This window comes from Guyparkeria sp. SCN-R1 (assembly GCF_003932495.1).
Taxonomy (GTDB): Bacteria; Pseudomonadota; Gammaproteobacteria; order Halothiobacillales; family Halothiobacillaceae; genus Guyparkeria.
Genome location: NZ_QZMT01000004.1, coordinates 212,793 through 228,987 on the forward strand (window position 1 = coordinate 212,793; position 16,195 = coordinate 228,987).

Below are 16,195 nucleotides of genomic sequence, written 5' to 3' on the forward strand. Positions count from 1 at the left end.
ACCGACTCTTACCCTTGCCCGCGGGCTAAATTTGTCAGCTCGTCGATGAGTATTTCGGCTATGGTCTTGTGACATCCGGCGAATCATGTCGGGGCCACGAGGTGGCTTATGGGTAAGTTGATCGAACGCACTTTGGCGCGGCTCTCGGGCCAGCGGGCCTCCATGGGTCCTGGAGGCATTGCCGTGTGTGCCGTGCTGATGTTGGCGCATCTCCCCGGCTTCGCGCTTGCCGAAGAACCATGCCCGGGCATTCACGTGTCTATCCTGGATATCCGTAACAGCACCGGCAAGGTGGCCTGCGCCCTGTTCGAATCGTCGGAGGGGTTTCCGAAGGAGTTCGTGAAATCCGCGACCAATATCGCGATGTTGGAAATTCGGGAGTCGCGGGCTCGTTGCCACTTTCTCGACATCTCGCCGGGGACGTATGCGCTGGCCGTTATCCATGATGAAAACGTGGACGGCAAGCTGGCCACCAACTGGCTGGGGGTGCCCAAGGAGGGTTACGGCTTTTCCAACGATGCCAGCGCATCGATGGGTGCGCCGGGGTTCGATGCCGCCGCCTTCGATTATGACGGACAGAATCTCGACATGACGATCAGCCTTAATTATTGACGGAGCGGTCCTGTCGTTAGTCGCTTGCCAGACAGCAAAACGCCCAGCCGACTGGCTGGGTCTTAAAAGGGTTCTGGCCCCCTTCTGCGTGTTCCGCTTCCTATTACGGTGAGATAGTATTCTATACTGAGGAATATTAATTTCTAATTCGAAAAGAAAATAGGATTTATTTTTATAACCAAAAATATGGTGACCCATGCGGACCCTGGATCGACCTTTCAAACGGGTTTTTTTTTCTAACTTTCTTGTTTAGTGTGACCTCTCTGTTCGCGCTTTCAGTCTTCCCATCGCCATTTGAAATTCGCCCCCAAAACGAGTGGCGAGATGCGTCGAGTGGCGGGGGAGCTCAGCGTACAATTACCCGGATAGATACTTCCTGCGCTGCAAAAATAGTCGGTGGGTTGGAATTTTTTGCTAAGGATTTTTTTATTGCTAGCTCTCATGTCGATAAATATGGATATCTACGAATGATGACTTTCGATAAAATAGAGTCGGGTGAGAAATTTACCATCGCAGAGGATATTGATCTTACCGTGGAAGAGAAGGTAGATCTTGCTAACCTTTTATCCACAAAAGAGGCGATATGCTTGGGCGGTGAGTGTGTGCAAAGGTTGAGTTTTGATGTTTTTAAAGACGTTTTAAATTCATGCGGAACCGTCGTGTCTCAGCGTGAGTTTACGTCCCATATTTTTGTTTGGCGTTTGGGTGATAATCTGGAAGACCATTACCCATGGTCACTTATTGCTCTGCTTTTTTCGGCTCTCTCATTCCTTGTGAGTGTCCTATATTCACAGACTATTGGTCGGTTGATTAATTGGATAAGAACAGGGGATTGGAGTGCGTGAAAAAAACTAAACCGAGTTCTCGGTTCGGGGGTTGGTTTCGTGAAAGATGTGGAGTTTGAACTGAGAACTGCCCAAATAGGAGCAAGGGACGACATGAAGATGATCCACGATGCTCGCGCTGCATCAATGCCTTAGAGATTAGGAATCGCCCGCCTGATAGATTGAATCAAATGTGATCCAAGGACGAACTCCTCCGTTAAACAACGGCTGCGGCGCTGGAGTCTGGGGTTTGGGGGTTGCACCGTAAGCGTGGAGATGGATCCCTGGGTACAGATTGTTTGGGACTAAACGTGGTTATTTGGATATTGAAAGCAAAACGCCCAGCTGATTGGCTGGGCGTTTGTCGTTCGGACCGGCGTTCCTTGTTAGGAGAAGAACGCGCTGACGGCCGAGTCGAGGGTATCGCGCATGTCCGGGTCGTCGGTGATCGGACGGACCAGGGTCATCGAGCAGGCATCGCGCGGGTCGACGCCCTTGGCGATCAGCTGGCCTGCGTAGACAAGTAGGCGGGTGGAGATACCCTCGTCCAGGCCGTGGCCCTTGAGGTTGCGCGCCCGCTGGGCGATTTCGACCAGCTTGCCGGCGGTGTCGCGGTCGACGCCGGTCTCGTGGGCGAGGATTTCGGTTTCGGTCTCCGGGTCCGGGTAGTCGAAGTCCAGCGCACCGAAACGCTGCTTGGTCGACTGCTTCAGGTCCTTCATCAGGTTCTGGTAGCCCGGGTTGTAGGAGATGACGATCTGGAAGTCGGGATGCGCCTCCACGAGCTCGCCCTTCTTCTCCAGCGGCAGGACGCGACGGTGGTCGGTCAGCGGGTGGATGACGACGGTGGTGTCCTGGCGGGCCTCGACGATCTCGTCGAGGTAGCAGATGGCGCCAATGCGGGCCGCCGTGGTCAGCGGGCCGTCCTGCCAGCGGGTGCCGTCCTTGTCGAGCAGGTAGCGGCCGACCAGGTCGGAGGCGGTCATGTCCTCGTTACAGGCCACGCTGATCAGCGGACGCTGCAGCTTCCAGGCCATGTACTCGACGAAGCGGGTCTTGCCCGAGCCGGTCGGGCCCTTGAGCATCATCGGCATGCGGGCCTTGTAGGCGGCCTCGTAGAGATTGACCTCGTCGTGGACCGTCCGGTAGTACGGCTCGGTCTTGATGCGGTATTCGTCGGCGTTCGCGTTGCTGTCGCTGGTGCCGCTCTGGGGGGATTGATCAAACAGCATGTTGCACTCTCGATTCGATTTGGGGTGTCGGTGGCGACGTTTGGGGCGTAAGCCTACCGCGATCAGCCCTTGAACTTAACCAGTCGGCTGACCTGGATGTCGGAAACGAAGACCACGCCGCTGTGCTTGTCGAAAAACGGGGCGAAGCCCTCGAGCAGCGGCTCGACCAGTTCTTCCGGGACCGCGGCGATGATCATGATGAGCACCTCGTCCTCGTTGAACATCAGGTGGCCTTCGTGGAAGCCCTGGCTGCCCTTGCCGGACAGGTTGCCGACGATGGTGTAGCCCTTGACGTCGGCGCGGTCGAGGAGATCGGTGGCGAATTCCTGATGCTCGCCCTCGATGATGATCTCGAGCTTCTTCAGCGGGTTGAGTTTGAGATTGCTCATGCAGGGCTCTCCTCTGCGTCAATGGATTCCAGTTGCTTGGCCCGCTGGGGTGCCGGTCCCAGGTCGTGCCATTCGCCGCGATCGAAGAAGTGCAGGTGGCCGCTCTCGGGGTCGGCGACCACCACGTTGATCCAGCCGTTGACGATCAGGCTCAGTGCCTTGGGCACCCGGCCGGCGGCGGCCAGCACGTGCGGTACCGGCGCCTCGACGATCACCAGCAGGCGCAACGGTTCGTGGTACGGGCGGCCGTCCTTGAGCACCGTCTGCGAGGGCAGGCCGGTACGGATGTCGGACAGGTTGCCCGTCATCACGCCGAAGCGGCCGGCGACGTTGTGGTAGGCCTTGGAGCCGCTGCCGAAGCCCTCGTTGTCGACGGCGGAGAAGTAGTGCTCGAGGTTGATCCACTCGCCGATGATCAACGGGCCGGAGAGGATGGTATCCAGCAGGCGGCCCTTGGTGTCGAGCTTGTAGTCGTATGACAGTAGGAAGCTGCGCCCGTCGAGGTTCATGTCCTCGGTCAGGTGGCGGCCGCCGACGACCACCGCGGCGTTGCGCGCCAGGCCCCACTCGGGGCGTACCTGGGTCCAGTCGCTGGTGTTGCGCTGGATGTGGCGGTACGCCGTGGTGGTGTCGAGGTTCGGGTCGACGCCTTCCTCCAGCGTCGGCAGGCGTTCGGCGGCGCACAGGCGGCTGGCCGCGCGCAGACCGTTGCGCAGGCGCTCCATGTAGACCAGGTGGCTGGTCGGCAGCAGGTCCAGGTCGTGGAGGACGATCTCGTCCGAGGTGGTGTTGTGCTGCGCCGGGACGAACCAGGTGTCATCCGGGATGTGGATGCCCTGTTCGGCCAGCCGACGACGCACCTCCGACTTGTTGGCCATCTGCGCGAGCACGCGCGCTGAGACCAGGCCGTGGCCGCCACCGCAGGCGCCGCAATCCAGCGCGGACTCGTAGGGGTTGTTGTCCGACTCGCTGGCGTGGCCGGCGAGGATGACGAAACGCGAGAAGGTTTCCTTCATGCCCATCATCCGCAACGCCTGGCCGACGAAGTAGACCTGTTCGTCGGTGGAAAACCCGATCTTGCCCAGGCGCTCCATCTGCATGGAGACGAATGACGGGTTGATGCGGTATTCGTCGCGCAGCGTCTCGATGAAATCGGCCTCGGCAGCGGGGCTCAAGGCGAACTGGCGGGCGAATTCCGAGGTGCCCTCCTTGTTGCCCATCGCGATCTCGCGCAGCTCGCGGATCATCGAGTCGGTGATCGCGTCGCGGTCGATGCCGAGCTCCTGGCCGATGGCGCGCACGATCGTCACCCGCTGCAACGAGCGGACGATCGAGTCCCCCTGTTCGCGTGAGAGCTTGTCGATCAGCAGACGGGTCGAGGCGTCCTTGGGCTCGATGCGATTGCGCCAGCGGTCGTAGACGCGCGGTGCGACGGTCTTGCCGATCATGTCGAAGCCGAACAGCAGGCCGATGGCCTCGACGGTGAAGTAGGGCGAGAGCACCGAGCTCTTCACGTCGTGCAGAACGTGGCTGGCCGAGGAGTAGAAATCGGTCTCGATCTGCGTCGCGCCGGTGGGCACTTCCAGCACCACGTTCTTGGGCGTGATCTGTACCGGGCAGAGGTCGAGCTCGGTGCCCTTGCCCAGGCCGATGAAGCTGACCGGCACGCCGAAGAAGCCGGCGATGCCGAAGGTCTGGTAGTCGCCGACGTGCTCGAGCTGGCGACGGATGCGCTCGGAACGCACGTCGATGCAGAACAGCGCCTGGGCGAACGGGCGCTTTTCGCGCTTGGCCGGTGGCAGCAGCTTGATCTCGTTGAGGACCGACTTGCGGTAGACCGCCTCCATGGCGCGCAGCCACATCATGCCTTCGCCATCCTCGAACTCGTCGAGCAGGGTGAGAAGGGCGTCGGTCTGGTCGGCGTCCAGTGCCTTGAGCGCCTCGGTCTGCCCGGCGGCCTCGGCCAGCGAAAGCAGTCGGTCGGCCTGTCGGCGCGTCTCGGCGATGCGCTCGGCCTGCAGGTACTCGGGCAGCAGGCGGTTGATGCGGCCGGGGTGCTTGTGTGCCAGGGCGTCGTCGACGCGGTGGGCCCATTCCGGCTGGACGGTGCCGCCGTGGTAGGCCTGGCGCAGGTAGCACTCGGCGGTGTGTTGCTCGAGGTAGTGTGACAGCTCGGGGAAGGTGGCGGGCAGGCGTTTGCGACGGGCATGCTCGCGGATCAGCGCCAGCCCCAGCACCAGCCGGATGGCCAGGAAGTCGATCAGGTCGCCGGGATAGGTCTGCGACCAGTGGTAGCGCTTGGCCGACGAGCGCCAGCGGATGAAGCCGGCCCAGCCGTGCAGGCGCGTCAGCTCGCGGGTAATCAGCCCGTCCCAGTGCGCCTCCTCGATACCCAGTTCACCCAGCACGTAGGCGATCACGCCCTCGGCGGACGCGTCCTGGGCGAGGATCTTCTTGATGTGCAGGCCGCGCAGGAACAGGCGCAGGTTGCGCTTGGCCAGCGCGCTCCAGGCGGTGAAGAAGCCGTGCTCGCGGCCCGGCATCTGCAGGGTGGACTGGCCCTCGTCGAAGAAGTCCAGGCAGCTCTTGATCACCAGCTCGTCGAGGGTCGTGCCGATCTCGGTGCCGAACAGGAGGTCGATCGATTCGTACAGGGGCCGCTCGGGCGGGAACTGCCTGGCAAGTCGCTCGTGCAAGGCGTCGATGTCGGCGGTTTCCTCGGCGCAGGAGGTCCCGCCGTCGATGGCGCACTTGATGTCGTCGGCATCGGCCAGGTCCAGCCGCACGCCAACCGTTTCCGGGGTGCGGCACAGCAGGGTCTGCAGCAGGCCCTGGAGGTCGAGTTCGCCGATGGCATCACGCTCGGCCAGGAAGCGTCGGATGTCGTCGCCGAGCGTGGCGTCGTCGACCTTGCCCTCGGCATGATAGCGCTGGTAGTCGGTTCGTGGCAGGAAGCCCCGGCCGTGGAACAGCTGCTCGCCCTGGCGCACGCCCTGCTCGAAGGGCAGGTGCTCGAGGCCGTGCAGCGGGTTGTGGTGGATGAAGGTCCGCATCGGCCAGAAGAACGGGATCGGTTCGGCGGCCATGTGAACCATGGAGCGGATTTTCAGGCGATGGCCCAGCGTCAGTCGGCTCATGGCGTCAGACTCCTGTCCAGATCAGGTTCAACACGACCGCGGCGACGATCACGCCCGCGAAGGCCCAGGCCAGGGGGACGGGCAGGTCGGCGACGTTCTTGCCGCTACGCGGACCGAAGACGGTGTCCCGCAGCAGACGGGTGCCGGCCCAGCTCCACAGCAGCCAGGTCAACAGCGCCACGATCACCGGCGCGGGGTGGCTTTCGAGCAGCAGGTCGAGCATGACGAAGAAGCCGGGCGAAATCGGCAGTGCCATTGCGGCGAGCAGCACCACCGTGATCAGGCCGGCGAGCCGGGGGATGTCCCGTGCCATGCCGGTGACCAGGCCGGAATAGGCCGCGCCCAGGCGGCGCTCCAGCAGCGTGGTGATCACTACCAGCAGGGCCGGTGCGACGGCAAAGCCGAGCACGAAGGCATGCAGGTCGATTGCCCGCGCGCCGTCGGCCGCCATCACCCAGGTCAGCGCGAAGGCCGAAGTGGCCAGCATGGCCGCCCACTGGCCCAGCTCGCGCACGGTGAGCAGGCGCCAGGCGTAGAAGGCGGCGGTGATCAGGCCCCACCAGAGGAAGACGCTTCCGGTCAGCGGCACGCCGGCGGCCAGCACCAGCAGCACGCCGATCTGCGGCCAGACGAGGATCAGCAGCACGCGAACCACGGGGTTGTTGAACCGCCCGAGCAGCCAGTTGAAGGCCATGCTCAGGGGGAACAGGGGCAGGAAGAACCCTGCCAGCAACAGCAACAGCGTGTTCATGTCAGCGCCACCTCATCCAGACATTGATGCGCTTGGAGCCCTCGAGCAGGGCCTGGCTCAGCCGCTCGTACAGGTCGGCGATGTACAGCTCGCGCGAGATCAGGGAGTAGAGCGTGAGCCGCAGTTCGGAGAAGCGGTTGCCGAACAGCGATTCCTCGCGGCTGGCGAGATAGCTGCCGATCCAGCCGACCAGCACGACCAGGCCCAGCAGGATGACCAGCCCGTCGAAGGTCACCGCATCGAGGCCCGCGGCGTGATACAGCGCCTCGCGGAAGGCCGCATCCGGGTAGAGGAAGGTCTCGAAGGTGTGACCGATGATGCTGTAACCGATCACGATCAGGGCGAACGAGAGCAGGATCATCAGCATCATGCGCACCGGGTTGGTCGCATCCAGCCGGTGGGTGGCGAACAGCACCTGCACGCCGGTGATCCAGCCGAAGAACAAGAGCACGATCGCGCCCTGTTTCTGGAAGAAGTCCGGCGAGACCGCCCAGTGCGCCAGCAGGAGGATGGCCAGCGGAACGACGAGGGTCACCACGCCGATGGCGAGCCACGGTAGCCGCGTCGGCTTGCCGGTCTTGCGATCGACGAGGAAGGTGTACAGCGGGTTTTGCGGCACGTCGTCGTGGCGGCGCGCATCACCGATCAGGTCACCCGAGCTCAGGAACATGGTCGCCTTGAACATGCCGTGGGCGATCAGGTGGAACACGGCCAGCGAAAACGCCCCGACGCCCGTTTCCATGATCATGAAGCCCATCTGGCCCATGGTGGAGTAGCCCAGCGACTTCTTGATGTCGTTCTGCGTGAGCATCAGCACCGAGCCGATCACGGCGGTGAGCAGGCCGACCACGAACAGCAGGTGCAGCACCCCCTCGGCATTGACGAAGGCCGGGGCGAAGCGGTTGATGATGATGCCGCCGGCGTTGACGATGCCCGCGTGCATCAGCGCCGAGACCGGGGTCGGGCCGTCCATGGTGTAGGGCAGCCAGGTGTGCAGCGGGAACTGGGCGGACTTGGCGAAGGCCGAGACGGCGATCAGCCCGGCCGCGGTGATCGCCGCCGGCATGCCGAACACCTCGGTGTCCGGGGCGGCCATCAGCCGGTCGAACAACGTCGGGAAGTCCAGCGCCCCGTAGGCCTGGAACAGGATCACGGCCGCGAGCACCATCGGCAGGTCGCCGATACGGTAGGTCAGGAAGGTCCAGAAGGCATAGCGCTCGCCCGGCCGCGATTCGGTGTTCTGGCCGAGCAGGAAGTACATCATCACGCTGACCAGGTGCCAGGCGATCAGCAGGGTGATGAGGTCACCGGCCGTGACGAACAGCAGGATGGATGCCGTCATCAGGTCGAGCAGCATGAAGAAGCGCGCGTAGCCCGGCTCCTCGGCCATGTAGCGCACCGAGTAGATGTGCACGATCAAACTAAAGCCGGAGACGACCAGCGCCATGGTGGCGCTCAGGGGGTCGAGGTAGACGCTGCCCCAGTTGCCGCCGATGCCCATCCAGCTCGGGCCCTGGTTGCTCGTGATGAAGACCACGATCTGCCAGAGGGCGACGAGGAAAGTGATCACCCCCATGCCCACGCTCAACTGGGCGACCCGCCTGCCGAGGCGACCGGCCAGCAGGTGCACCAGCAGGGCGGAGAGCACCGGCAATAAAGGGATCAACCATTGCAGTTTGATCATGTCCTGACTCCATCTTTCACTGGCCGGTGCCAGTTCGCTGCAAAAAAATCTCGTTTCCGCTCGCCGACCGGGCCCTGGGCCGGGTAGGGCGGTGATCGCCGTCCCGGCAGATCAGCGGGTCATCGACAGGTACAGCGCCGGCAGCTTTTCCGGCAGCCGCGAGACGTGGTCGAGCACCATGAAGTTCTTCGGGCCGAACACGCGCGAGACGTACTCGTCGGCGTTGGGGTCGAGGGTGACGCAGAAGGTCTCGACGCCCTGGCGATGCAGCTCCTCGACCGCCTTCTTGGTGTCGTGGCGCAGGTACTGCGGATCGCGAACATCGTTGTCCGAGGGCTCGCCGTCGGAAAGCAGCAGCACGAGCTTGCGCTGGCTGGGCCGCTGGCGCATCACGGCGCCCGCGTGACGCAGCGCCGCGCCCATGCGCGTGGACAGCTGCCCGGTCATGCCGGCCAGGCGCGCCTTGGCCTTGTCGGCATACGGCTCGCCGAAGTCCTTGAAGCGGTAGTACTCGACGTCGTGGCGGCCGTTGGAATCAAAGCCGTGGATCGCGAACGGATCACCTACCCGGTTGATCGCGTCGGCCAGGAGGGTGGCCGCCTCGCGCGACAGGTCCAGCACCGTGGTCTCGTCGTCGCCGCGGCCGATGGCATCGTTGGTCGACTCGGACAGGTCGATCAACAGCATCACCGACAGATCGCGGACCTGCAGCCGGGTGCGGATACCGATGCGCGGATCGGGCGTCTGACCCATGCGGATGTCGATCATCGCGTTGACCGCCGCGTTGAGATCGATCTGGTCGCCGTCCTCGACCTTCTTCTCGCGCACCACGCCCTGCGGCTGGATGCCCTCAATCAGGTACTTCAGACGCCGGACCAGCGGTTTGTGACGCTCGAGGATCGCGTCGATGGCTTCGGGGTCGCCGTCGACCGGGCGCTTCTCGTTGATCGTGGTCCAGAACGGGCGCTCGAGCTGGGACATGTAGTCCCACTCGTGGTAGTGCACCGGCGATAGGGTGCGGTCCTCGGCGAAGATGTCCGAGTACTTGCGACCGTGGTTGTCGTAGAGCTCGGTGCCCAGCACCCAGATCTCGTCGGCGTCCTCGGCGGAGATGTACTCGACGTCCAGCGAGTTGAGCATCTCCAGCAGCGAGACGTAGCGACGCTTGTCGTCGACGCTGCCCTGCTGCTGGACCTCGAAGGCCGACTCCGGCTTCTCGAACAGGAAGCGGTTGTCGTCGCGGTAGGGGATGCTGGGCACGTCCTGGCTGGGGCTGAAGTGCAGGCCCATCTGCTCGGAACGATCGGCCAGTGCCAAGCCGGCCTGGCGGACCCGCTCGTAGTCCTCGAGATCCTCGCGGATGGAGCTCACCGCCTCGCGTGCCTGGGCGATCAGCGGGTGATCGTCGGCGTAGTTCGGGTCGAGCAGGGCGAGGGCGATGCGGTCGAGCAGCGGACCCACGCGCTCGGAATCGGTTTCCTCGTGGCGATTGACCGCGATGCGCGCGATGCGCGTCCACAACGGTGCCAGCCCGGGGAAGTCCTTGCCGGCCAGGGTTTCAACGCGCGCGTCCTCCATCAGGCCGATGAAGGTCTGCTGGAGCTTGGTGGCCTCTTCCGACTCGGCATCGAAGCCCGAGTAGATCATGTGTGCCGCGGCGTGGGCGGCCGAGGCGCGGTAGAGGTTGACGCCATCGACGGAGGAATCATCGCGGTCGACGTAGTCGTCGAAGGCATCGGGCAGGTTGATGAACGGCCCCTCGATGAACGGGCGGTAGCCCTGGCGGCTTTCGAAGTCGCCCGAGGTGGGACGCAGCAGGAAGTTGCGCGCCCACAGGGCACGCAGGTACATCACCAGGCGGCGCTGGACGTCGACGAACAGGGTGCCGCGGCGCTCTTTCTGCAGGACGGCGTCGGCATCGGCACTCGCCAGGCTGAAGTAGGCGTCCAGCGCCTCGAAGTCGTTGCGGTGGGCATTGATGCCCCAGGTGGCCCAGCGTCGCAGGCCGCCCAGGGTAAGCACCTCGAGCAGGTGGTCGAGCTGCGTGAGCATGGGGCGCAGGGCGCGCGGTGCCTGCGCCAGAATGTAGTTGACCAGTGACAGGTACTGCTGGAACAGAGAGGCCTCGCCCAGGCGGCTCGCCGCCACCGGAGCGGTGGAGAACAGCAGGACGAGGACCGCGGCACTGGTCTTGGAGAACATCTTTATCGACATCGAGAGCAACTCGAAGGCGGCATCGGTGCCAAGCTCCCGTGCCACCTGGGGAGTGCTCTCGATATAGGCGAGGACCAGTTCCTCGCCACGTCCAAGCGATTGCAGGCTGATCGCACCCTCGAGATAGGCTTCGAGGGCACGCGGCGGGAAGACCCGCGAGGCGTCCACCCAGTGGATCTCGAGGATCTCGCGCGCGGATTCGCCCAGTTCGTCCAGGCGCTCCTGGTCTTCTAGCCGTGCACTCGTCATGACGTCGATCGTGGCTCTGCTGTTGACAAGGAAGAAAGTTGGCCGGCGCTAGGCCGGCCGGGAGGCGGGATCAGTCCGGCCAAACACGGCGCGGGTGCAGCGGCTGTTCGCCCAGACCCGGTGCCTTCTTCGGCTTGGTCGCCGGCTTGCGGGTGGTCGAGGACTTGGTCGCGGTGCTCGGCTTGGCTGTCGGCTTCTTGGCTGCGGTTTTCGTCGCCGGTGCCTTGCGGGCCGGGGCGGATCGCTTGGCCGGTGCCTTGCGGGCGGTGGAGGTGGACGCCGCCGGCTTGCTTGCAGAGCTGCTTGCTGCCGTCGTTTTGCTTGCCGTGCTGCTGGTTGCGGCCGGCTTGGATTCGGTCTTGGGGGTCTCGGTCGGCTTGGACTCGGAGTCCGACTTCACGCTGGCGCTCAGCTTGTCTTCCAACTTGCTCATGGTGACGTTACCTCGTCGATGATGTTCTCGATTTCGTCCACCGCCGCACGACCACGGCCGCCAAGCTGGTAGACGCTCACTCCCTCCACGACCGCCGTTCGATAGGCGGCCCGACGGCGGACGGCCGCCGGGAGGACGGGCAAGCCAAGTCCCGCGACGGCATTCTGCATGGCGCGGGTCATGGCGCTACGCGGTTCGGTCTGATTGAGCAACAGAGCCGCGGAAAGGGATTGGTTGCCGTTCTCGCGCGCCTTGTTCACCGCCTTGACGGTGTCGGCGCTCGCCCAGAGGTCGAGCGGCGAGGGGAGAACGGGGATCAGGACCTGGTGACTGTGAAGCAGCAACTCGATGGTCACGTTCATGTCGAGTGACGGCGGACAGTCGACGATCACGTAGTCGCAATGCTGGCGTGCCGCCGCGAGGTTGGCGTGGGCATCGTCGTGGTCGTCGAACAGACGTGGGAGGCCGGACTTGGCCTCGCCCCAGCCCGACCAGTGGCGCAGGGCACCCTGGGGGTCGGCGTCGATCAGGCCCACCTCGGCGCGCCGGGCGAGTCCGGAGGCGAGGTTGATCGACAGCGTGGTCTTGCCACAGCCGCCCTTGAGGTTGGCCAGTGCGATGACGTGTGCGGCCATGGTGTCACCCTCCTTGATGGGCTTAGCCTGCCTGGTTAACCCGCTTGGGTCTTCTCGGCCAGTTCGGTCGCCTGCTTGGCGAAACGCACCTCGAGGTCGCCGAGCGTCTCCTCAAGCGGGGAGACATTGACGCTGACCTGGGTGCGGTCGAATTGCAGGCTGGGGTGGTAGCCCATTTCCTCGGACACCTCGGCGAGGCGATCGAGAAAATCACGCGTCTGCGAATAGTCCTCGAACTCGAACTTGCGGATCAGCATGGGGGGGCGCTTCTGGGTCTGCCAGCCGTCCACCTGGATGTCGGTCGTCTCAACCATGTGCGTTCTCCCTGAGAACTCGTGTTGCCTAACCGCCGAGCTGACGGACGTGGCCCAGCTCCTCGTTGAAGAGGTGGGTGAAGAGGGCGCCGGTCTCGTCCGGCTGGAAACGCCGGAACCAGTTGGACGCATCCTCGTAGAACCGAACGGTCTCCCATTTCTTGGCCCGACTGAGGGCCAAAAGTTCCTCCGGGTCCCGGCCGGGCCGGACCGGGGCGAGGGAGAGCGCCGGCGGGGCGAACCCCAACAGCAGCATCTGCCGGGTGACGAGGTCGGCGTGCCCCATTTCCTCGTCCGACAGGCGCGTCAGTTGTTCTGCCAGCGAGTGCTGGCCCCAGAGCGATGCCAACGTGGCACGGGTGGCATGCTGCTGGGCGGATTCCATTTCCAGTTCCAGGGCTCGTCCAAGCAGCCCGATCACACGCGAATTCGATCGCATGATCATGGTCAACCCCTCAATTCATAGGATCAGCCACGTTTACGCGTCCATGGACGGGACGCACCAGGAGGATTCGCAGTGGGCGGCATCCTCCGGCAGGATCGACTCGACCTCACCATGCACGCGGGCAATGATGTGGGCGGCCACCAGGCCGTCGCCGACGCGCTCACAGGCATCGGCGCCGGCACGGACGGCGGCATTCACGGCACCGGTCTCGCCGCGCACGAGGACGGTGACGTAACCGCCACCGACAAACGAGCGGCCGATCAGCCGCACTTCCGCGGACTTGGTCATCGCGTCCGCTGCCTCGATGGCAGGGACCAGGCCACGCGTTTCGATCATGCCCAGTGCAATACCGGAATTAGCCATGTAGTGAACCCTCGGGTCAGTCAATCCAACAAGAGCCGTCAGCACTCATGTCTGTACGGCTCCTGAAAAAGAATCTGGTTGGCAGACAGGGTCGTGTCACGGGGACACGACCACAGGAGCCTGCTCAAAGTACCCGGAATTAGGCGTCCGGGGTTTTCGGCAGAATGTTCTCTACCTCGGAGTGGACGCGCGCGATGATGTGCGCAGCGACCAGGCCGTCACCAACGCGCTCACACGCATCAGCGCCAGCGCGAACGGCAGCGTTGACCGCGCCGGTCTCACCACGGACCAGAACGGTCACGTAACCACCGCCGACGAACTGACGACCAACCAGGCGAACCTCGGCAGCCTTGGTCATGGCGTCAGCCGCTTCGATTGCCGGCACCAGGCCGCGCGTTTCAATCATTCCCAGTGCGATACCGGATACATCAGCCATTTGAGTTACTCCCAAGCTGTAGTTGAATCAGTCGGCGACGTCAGGACGCCGACATTACGTAAATCCGCCTTAGGCTTCCGGGGCTTTCGGCAGGATGTTTTCTACTTCGGAATGGACACGCGCGATGATGTGCGCAGCAACCAGACCGTCACCAACACGCTCACACGCATCAGCGCCAGCGCGAACGGCGGCGTTGACCGCGCCGGTCTCACCACGGACCAGAACGGTCACGTAGCCACCGCCGACGAATTGACGACCAACCAGGCGAACCTCGGCAGCCTTGGTCATGGCGTCAGCCGCCTCGATAGCCGGCACGAGACCGCGTGTTTCAATCATTCCCAGTGCGATACCGGATACATCAGCCATCTTGTCTCTCCTCTCGAACGACTTGTTAAAACGAAAACCTAATGTCAGCAAGGATCCCAGTGATCGATGATGCCGACAATTGTCAGATCCGTCTGGATCGTGGGATCCGGGAGCGCCAACCGGGCGGCGGAACCGCTGACGGTGACGACCCATTTACCCTCTGGTGCCCCGACCGGATCGGCCGCGACGTTGAGTTTGCCGGACTGGTCGACCAGCACCCTCAAGGAAACATGTTTCAACCCGGGTACACGCCGCGTGGCCACCAGGTCGGAACGTACCTGCATGATCTCCATGTCACTCAGCGGACCACTGGTCGATAATCCCGACGATGGTCAGGTCGGACGGGTAGGACTTGCTACCAGCCGCTTCCCGAGCCGCCGAGGAACCAACGCAGATCACCCAGTCACCCGGGATGCAGCCGATCGCGTCAACGGCAACCTGCGGCGTGCCGCCCGGCTTGTCGGTCACGACCAGGAGCGGGCGGTGGCCCAGCTCGCCGATCCGATTGGTCGAGACCAAGGTCTTTTCGACCCGCATGATCTTCATGCCTGAGAAACCTCTTCAATTTCGCTGCCCGACGGGCGGTCCTGTACGGTCAGCTGGAAATACAGCATGTCCTGTTCATCCAGCTCCGAGTGACGCTCGCGGATCGCATTGCAGACCCGCTGTGCCCGGGCCACGGCCCGTTCGCGTCCACCCGGAACACGACCGTCGTAACGGAAGTGGATGGCGATCGGGATGGGCAGTCCGTGGCTCACATTGAGCTTGCGGAAAATCTTGATCCCGACGTCCAGGTCGTTCGTGTTCTCTTCCACCGTGTGGAGGTGCGCGAAATACGCCAGATTGCGCATCTGCACCTCCTCGAAGCCATCGCCGACGCTGATGTAGCGCTCGGCGTGGCCGATGATCTCGGCCGGGTAGCGCCCCTGGTAACGCTCCGTCACGTAATCGATCTGTGACAGGTTGTTGATCAGCAGGTTGGCAACGAACCGCCGCATGCCGTCGTGCGGTTCGCCCCCGGTCGTGCGCCCCCAGTCGTCGGTTTCGTTGACCGAGCGGATGGCATCGTAAATGGCCAGATGGGCCGCATCGCGCTCCAGGTTCAACGTCTCCTGGTACAGGTAGGCGTTGTCGATGTAACGGTGCACGCTGACATCGCCGTTGGCGTCGGGGACGTGGACGCGAATCGCGTCCGTGTCCGTGTCGACACCGACCAGCAGGATGTCCGTGCTGGCACCACAGCAGTAGGTGTTCTCCACTGCCTGGCGGAAGGCCTGCAGCCGATCCAGTGCGGCCTCGGCTGCCTTGCGCTCGTCGCTGCCATGCGCGGCGCAGCCTTCATGGTGAGGGTCCGAGGAACTGCCGTGGTAAACCGCGATCTTGAGATAGCGGGTACCCTCGTCAGCCCGATTCGGCACGCCCTCGCGAAACCGGCGGAGTTCGACTTCGCTCCAGAGCCGAAGATCCTCTTCGACGTCGAACAGTGCGCCGGCATACGCCTTGCGATAAGTGAACGACCAGGGCGGGAGCCGAAAGATAAACGGCATCAGGCCCTTTAACCGTCCGTCCGAGCAGGGACTGATATCGACCGCGTGAAAACCGCAGTCGAGGAAGAAGCTGCTCGTGGACAGTGCGTCGTCCTTTTGGTCTTCCAGTTTGCGCCCGAACTGCTTGGTAGCAGAGTTGAGCGCCTCAAAGTTGGCACTTGCGAAAAGCCCCTTCAGGTCCGGGCCTTCGATCCAGCTGTCGTTGACCAGGGCCTCATCGAAGCCATGGCCCAGCCGGTTTTGGGCCAGATCCTGGATGCGGTCGCCCAGCTGCCCGTCACGGGGCAGGGCGGCCACTTCCTTGAGAAACGGAACGATGCGATCGAACCGCTCCTTGACGGAGTCTTCGCAATACGCCAGTTGTCGGTTGGCCTCGTGGTTGGTGAGCGGGTGATGACAACCGCGTTCCGGCAGCGAGGGGCAGGCCGGGTGCGCGACCGGCTGGGGTGTGCCCAGCGGGCTGCGAAGCCCACTGGGTGCGCCCAGACCGAACGGCGCCCGACGCTGACCCAGTCGGGGCGCACCCTGACTGCTGCGACGAAACGGCTGCTGTGTCATCTGACC

Annotated in this window: 18 protein-coding genes; 2 read left to right on the forward strand and 16 right to left on the reverse strand. The window is 63.5% G+C overall.

Annotated elements, in window-relative coordinates; genetic code table 11:
* Window positions 1–108: 108 nt before the first annotated feature.
* Window positions 109–612 (forward strand): DUF2141 domain-containing protein, encoded by a 504-nt coding sequence (locus D5687_RS03920; RefSeq protein ID WP_125198453.1) that lies wholly within the window; start codon window positions 109–111, stop codon window positions 610–612.
* 254 nt (window positions 613–866) lie between these two features.
* The gene (locus D5687_RS03925; protein ID WP_125198454.1) at window positions 867–1,457 is read left to right on the forward strand and encodes a hypothetical protein; all 591 of its coding nucleotides are present in this window, start codon (window positions 867–869) and stop codon (window positions 1,455–1,457) included.
* A 365-nt stretch (window positions 1,458–1,822) separates the two neighbouring features.
* Here the strand turns inward: D5687_RS03925 and D5687_RS03930 are convergent, their stop codons facing one another.
* From D5687_RS03930 to D5687_RS04005, 16 genes are all read right to left on the reverse strand, one after another.
* Window positions 1,823–2,668 (reverse strand): CbbQ/NirQ/NorQ/GpvN family protein, encoded by an 846-nt coding sequence (locus D5687_RS03930; RefSeq protein WP_125198455.1) that lies wholly within the window; start codon window positions 2,666–2,668, stop codon window positions 1,823–1,825.
* 62 nt (window positions 2,669–2,730) lie between these two features.
* Window positions 2,731–3,057 (reverse strand): P-II family nitrogen regulator, encoded by a 327-nt coding sequence (locus tag D5687_RS03935; RefSeq protein WP_058575608.1) that lies wholly within the window; start codon window positions 3,055–3,057, stop codon window positions 2,731–2,733.
* Window positions 3,054–6,194, reverse strand: coding sequence for a DUF2309 domain-containing protein (locus tag D5687_RS03940; RefSeq protein ID WP_240031410.1), 3,141 nt, complete (start codon window positions 6,192–6,194; stop codon window positions 3,054–3,056). The genes D5687_RS03935 and D5687_RS03940 overlap by 4 nt, the downstream gene beginning before the upstream one ends.
* A 4-nt stretch (window positions 6,195–6,198) precedes the next feature.
* Complete coding sequence (locus D5687_RS03945; RefSeq protein ID WP_125198456.1) at window positions 6,199–6,945, reverse strand: hypothetical protein; 747 nt, start codon at window positions 6,943–6,945, stop codon at window positions 6,199–6,201.
* A 1-nt stretch (window position 6,946) separates the two neighbouring features.
* A complete protein-coding gene (locus D5687_RS03950; RefSeq protein ID WP_125198457.1) occupies window positions 6,947–8,629 on the reverse strand; it encodes an NADH-quinone oxidoreductase subunit L in 1,683 nt (560 codons plus the stop codon).
* 111 nt (window positions 8,630–8,740) lie between these two features.
* The gene (locus D5687_RS03955; RefSeq protein ID WP_125198458.1) at window positions 8,741–11,092 is read right to left on the reverse strand and encodes a nitric oxide reductase activation protein NorD; all 2,352 of its coding nucleotides are present in this window, start codon (window positions 11,090–11,092) and stop codon (window positions 8,741–8,743) included.
* A gap of 70 nt (window positions 11,093–11,162) precedes the next feature.
* Window positions 11,163–11,525: a hypothetical protein gene (locus D5687_RS03960; RefSeq protein ID WP_125198459.1), complete on the reverse strand. Its 363-nt coding sequence runs from the start codon at window positions 11,523–11,525 to the stop codon at window positions 11,163–11,165.
* Complete coding sequence (parA, locus tag D5687_RS03965; RefSeq protein ID WP_125198460.1) at window positions 11,522–12,160, reverse strand: ParA family partition ATPase; 639 nt, start codon at window positions 12,158–12,160, stop codon at window positions 11,522–11,524. Before parA ends, D5687_RS03960 begins: the two co-directional genes overlap by 4 nt.
* Before the next feature lie 35 nt (window positions 12,161–12,195).
* The gene (locus tag D5687_RS03970) at window positions 12,196–12,474 is read right to left on the reverse strand and encodes a 4a-hydroxytetrahydrobiopterin dehydratase (protein ID WP_158611738.1); all 279 of its coding nucleotides are present in this window, start codon (window positions 12,472–12,474) and stop codon (window positions 12,196–12,198) included.
* A gap of 28 nt (window positions 12,475–12,502) precedes the next feature.
* Window positions 12,503–12,913, reverse strand: coding sequence for a bacterioferritin (locus tag D5687_RS03975; RefSeq protein WP_158611739.1), 411 nt, complete (start codon window positions 12,911–12,913; stop codon window positions 12,503–12,505).
* A 39-nt stretch (window positions 12,914–12,952) separates the two neighbouring features.
* Window positions 12,953–13,282, reverse strand: coding sequence for a BMC domain-containing protein (locus D5687_RS03980; RefSeq protein ID WP_125198463.1), 330 nt, complete (start codon window positions 13,280–13,282; stop codon window positions 12,953–12,955).
* A gap of 139 nt (window positions 13,283–13,421) precedes the next feature.
* Window positions 13,422–13,718, reverse strand: a complete 297-nt coding sequence (locus tag D5687_RS03985) for a BMC domain-containing protein (RefSeq protein ID WP_125198464.1) — start codon at window positions 13,716–13,718, stop codon at window positions 13,422–13,424.
* 69 nt (window positions 13,719–13,787) lie between these two features.
* The gene (locus D5687_RS03990; RefSeq protein ID WP_058575618.1) at window positions 13,788–14,084 is read right to left on the reverse strand and encodes a BMC domain-containing protein; all 297 of its coding nucleotides are present in this window, start codon (window positions 14,082–14,084) and stop codon (window positions 13,788–13,790) included.
* Window positions 14,085–14,128: 44 nt separating this feature from the next.
* Window positions 14,129–14,377: a carboxysome peptide B gene (locus tag D5687_RS03995; protein ID WP_125198465.1), complete on the reverse strand. Its 249-nt coding sequence runs from the start codon at window positions 14,375–14,377 to the stop codon at window positions 14,129–14,131.
* A gap of 1 nt (window position 14,378) precedes the next feature.
* Window positions 14,379–14,630 (reverse strand): carboxysome peptide A, encoded by a 252-nt coding sequence (locus tag D5687_RS04000; RefSeq protein ID WP_058575620.1) that lies wholly within the window; start codon window positions 14,628–14,630, stop codon window positions 14,379–14,381.
* A complete protein-coding gene (locus tag D5687_RS04005; protein ID WP_125198466.1) occupies window positions 14,627–16,189 on the reverse strand; it encodes a carboxysome shell carbonic anhydrase in 1,563 nt (520 codons plus the stop codon). The genes D5687_RS04000 and D5687_RS04005 overlap by 4 nt, the downstream gene beginning before the upstream one ends.
* Between the last annotated feature and the right edge of the window lie 6 nt (window positions 16,190–16,195).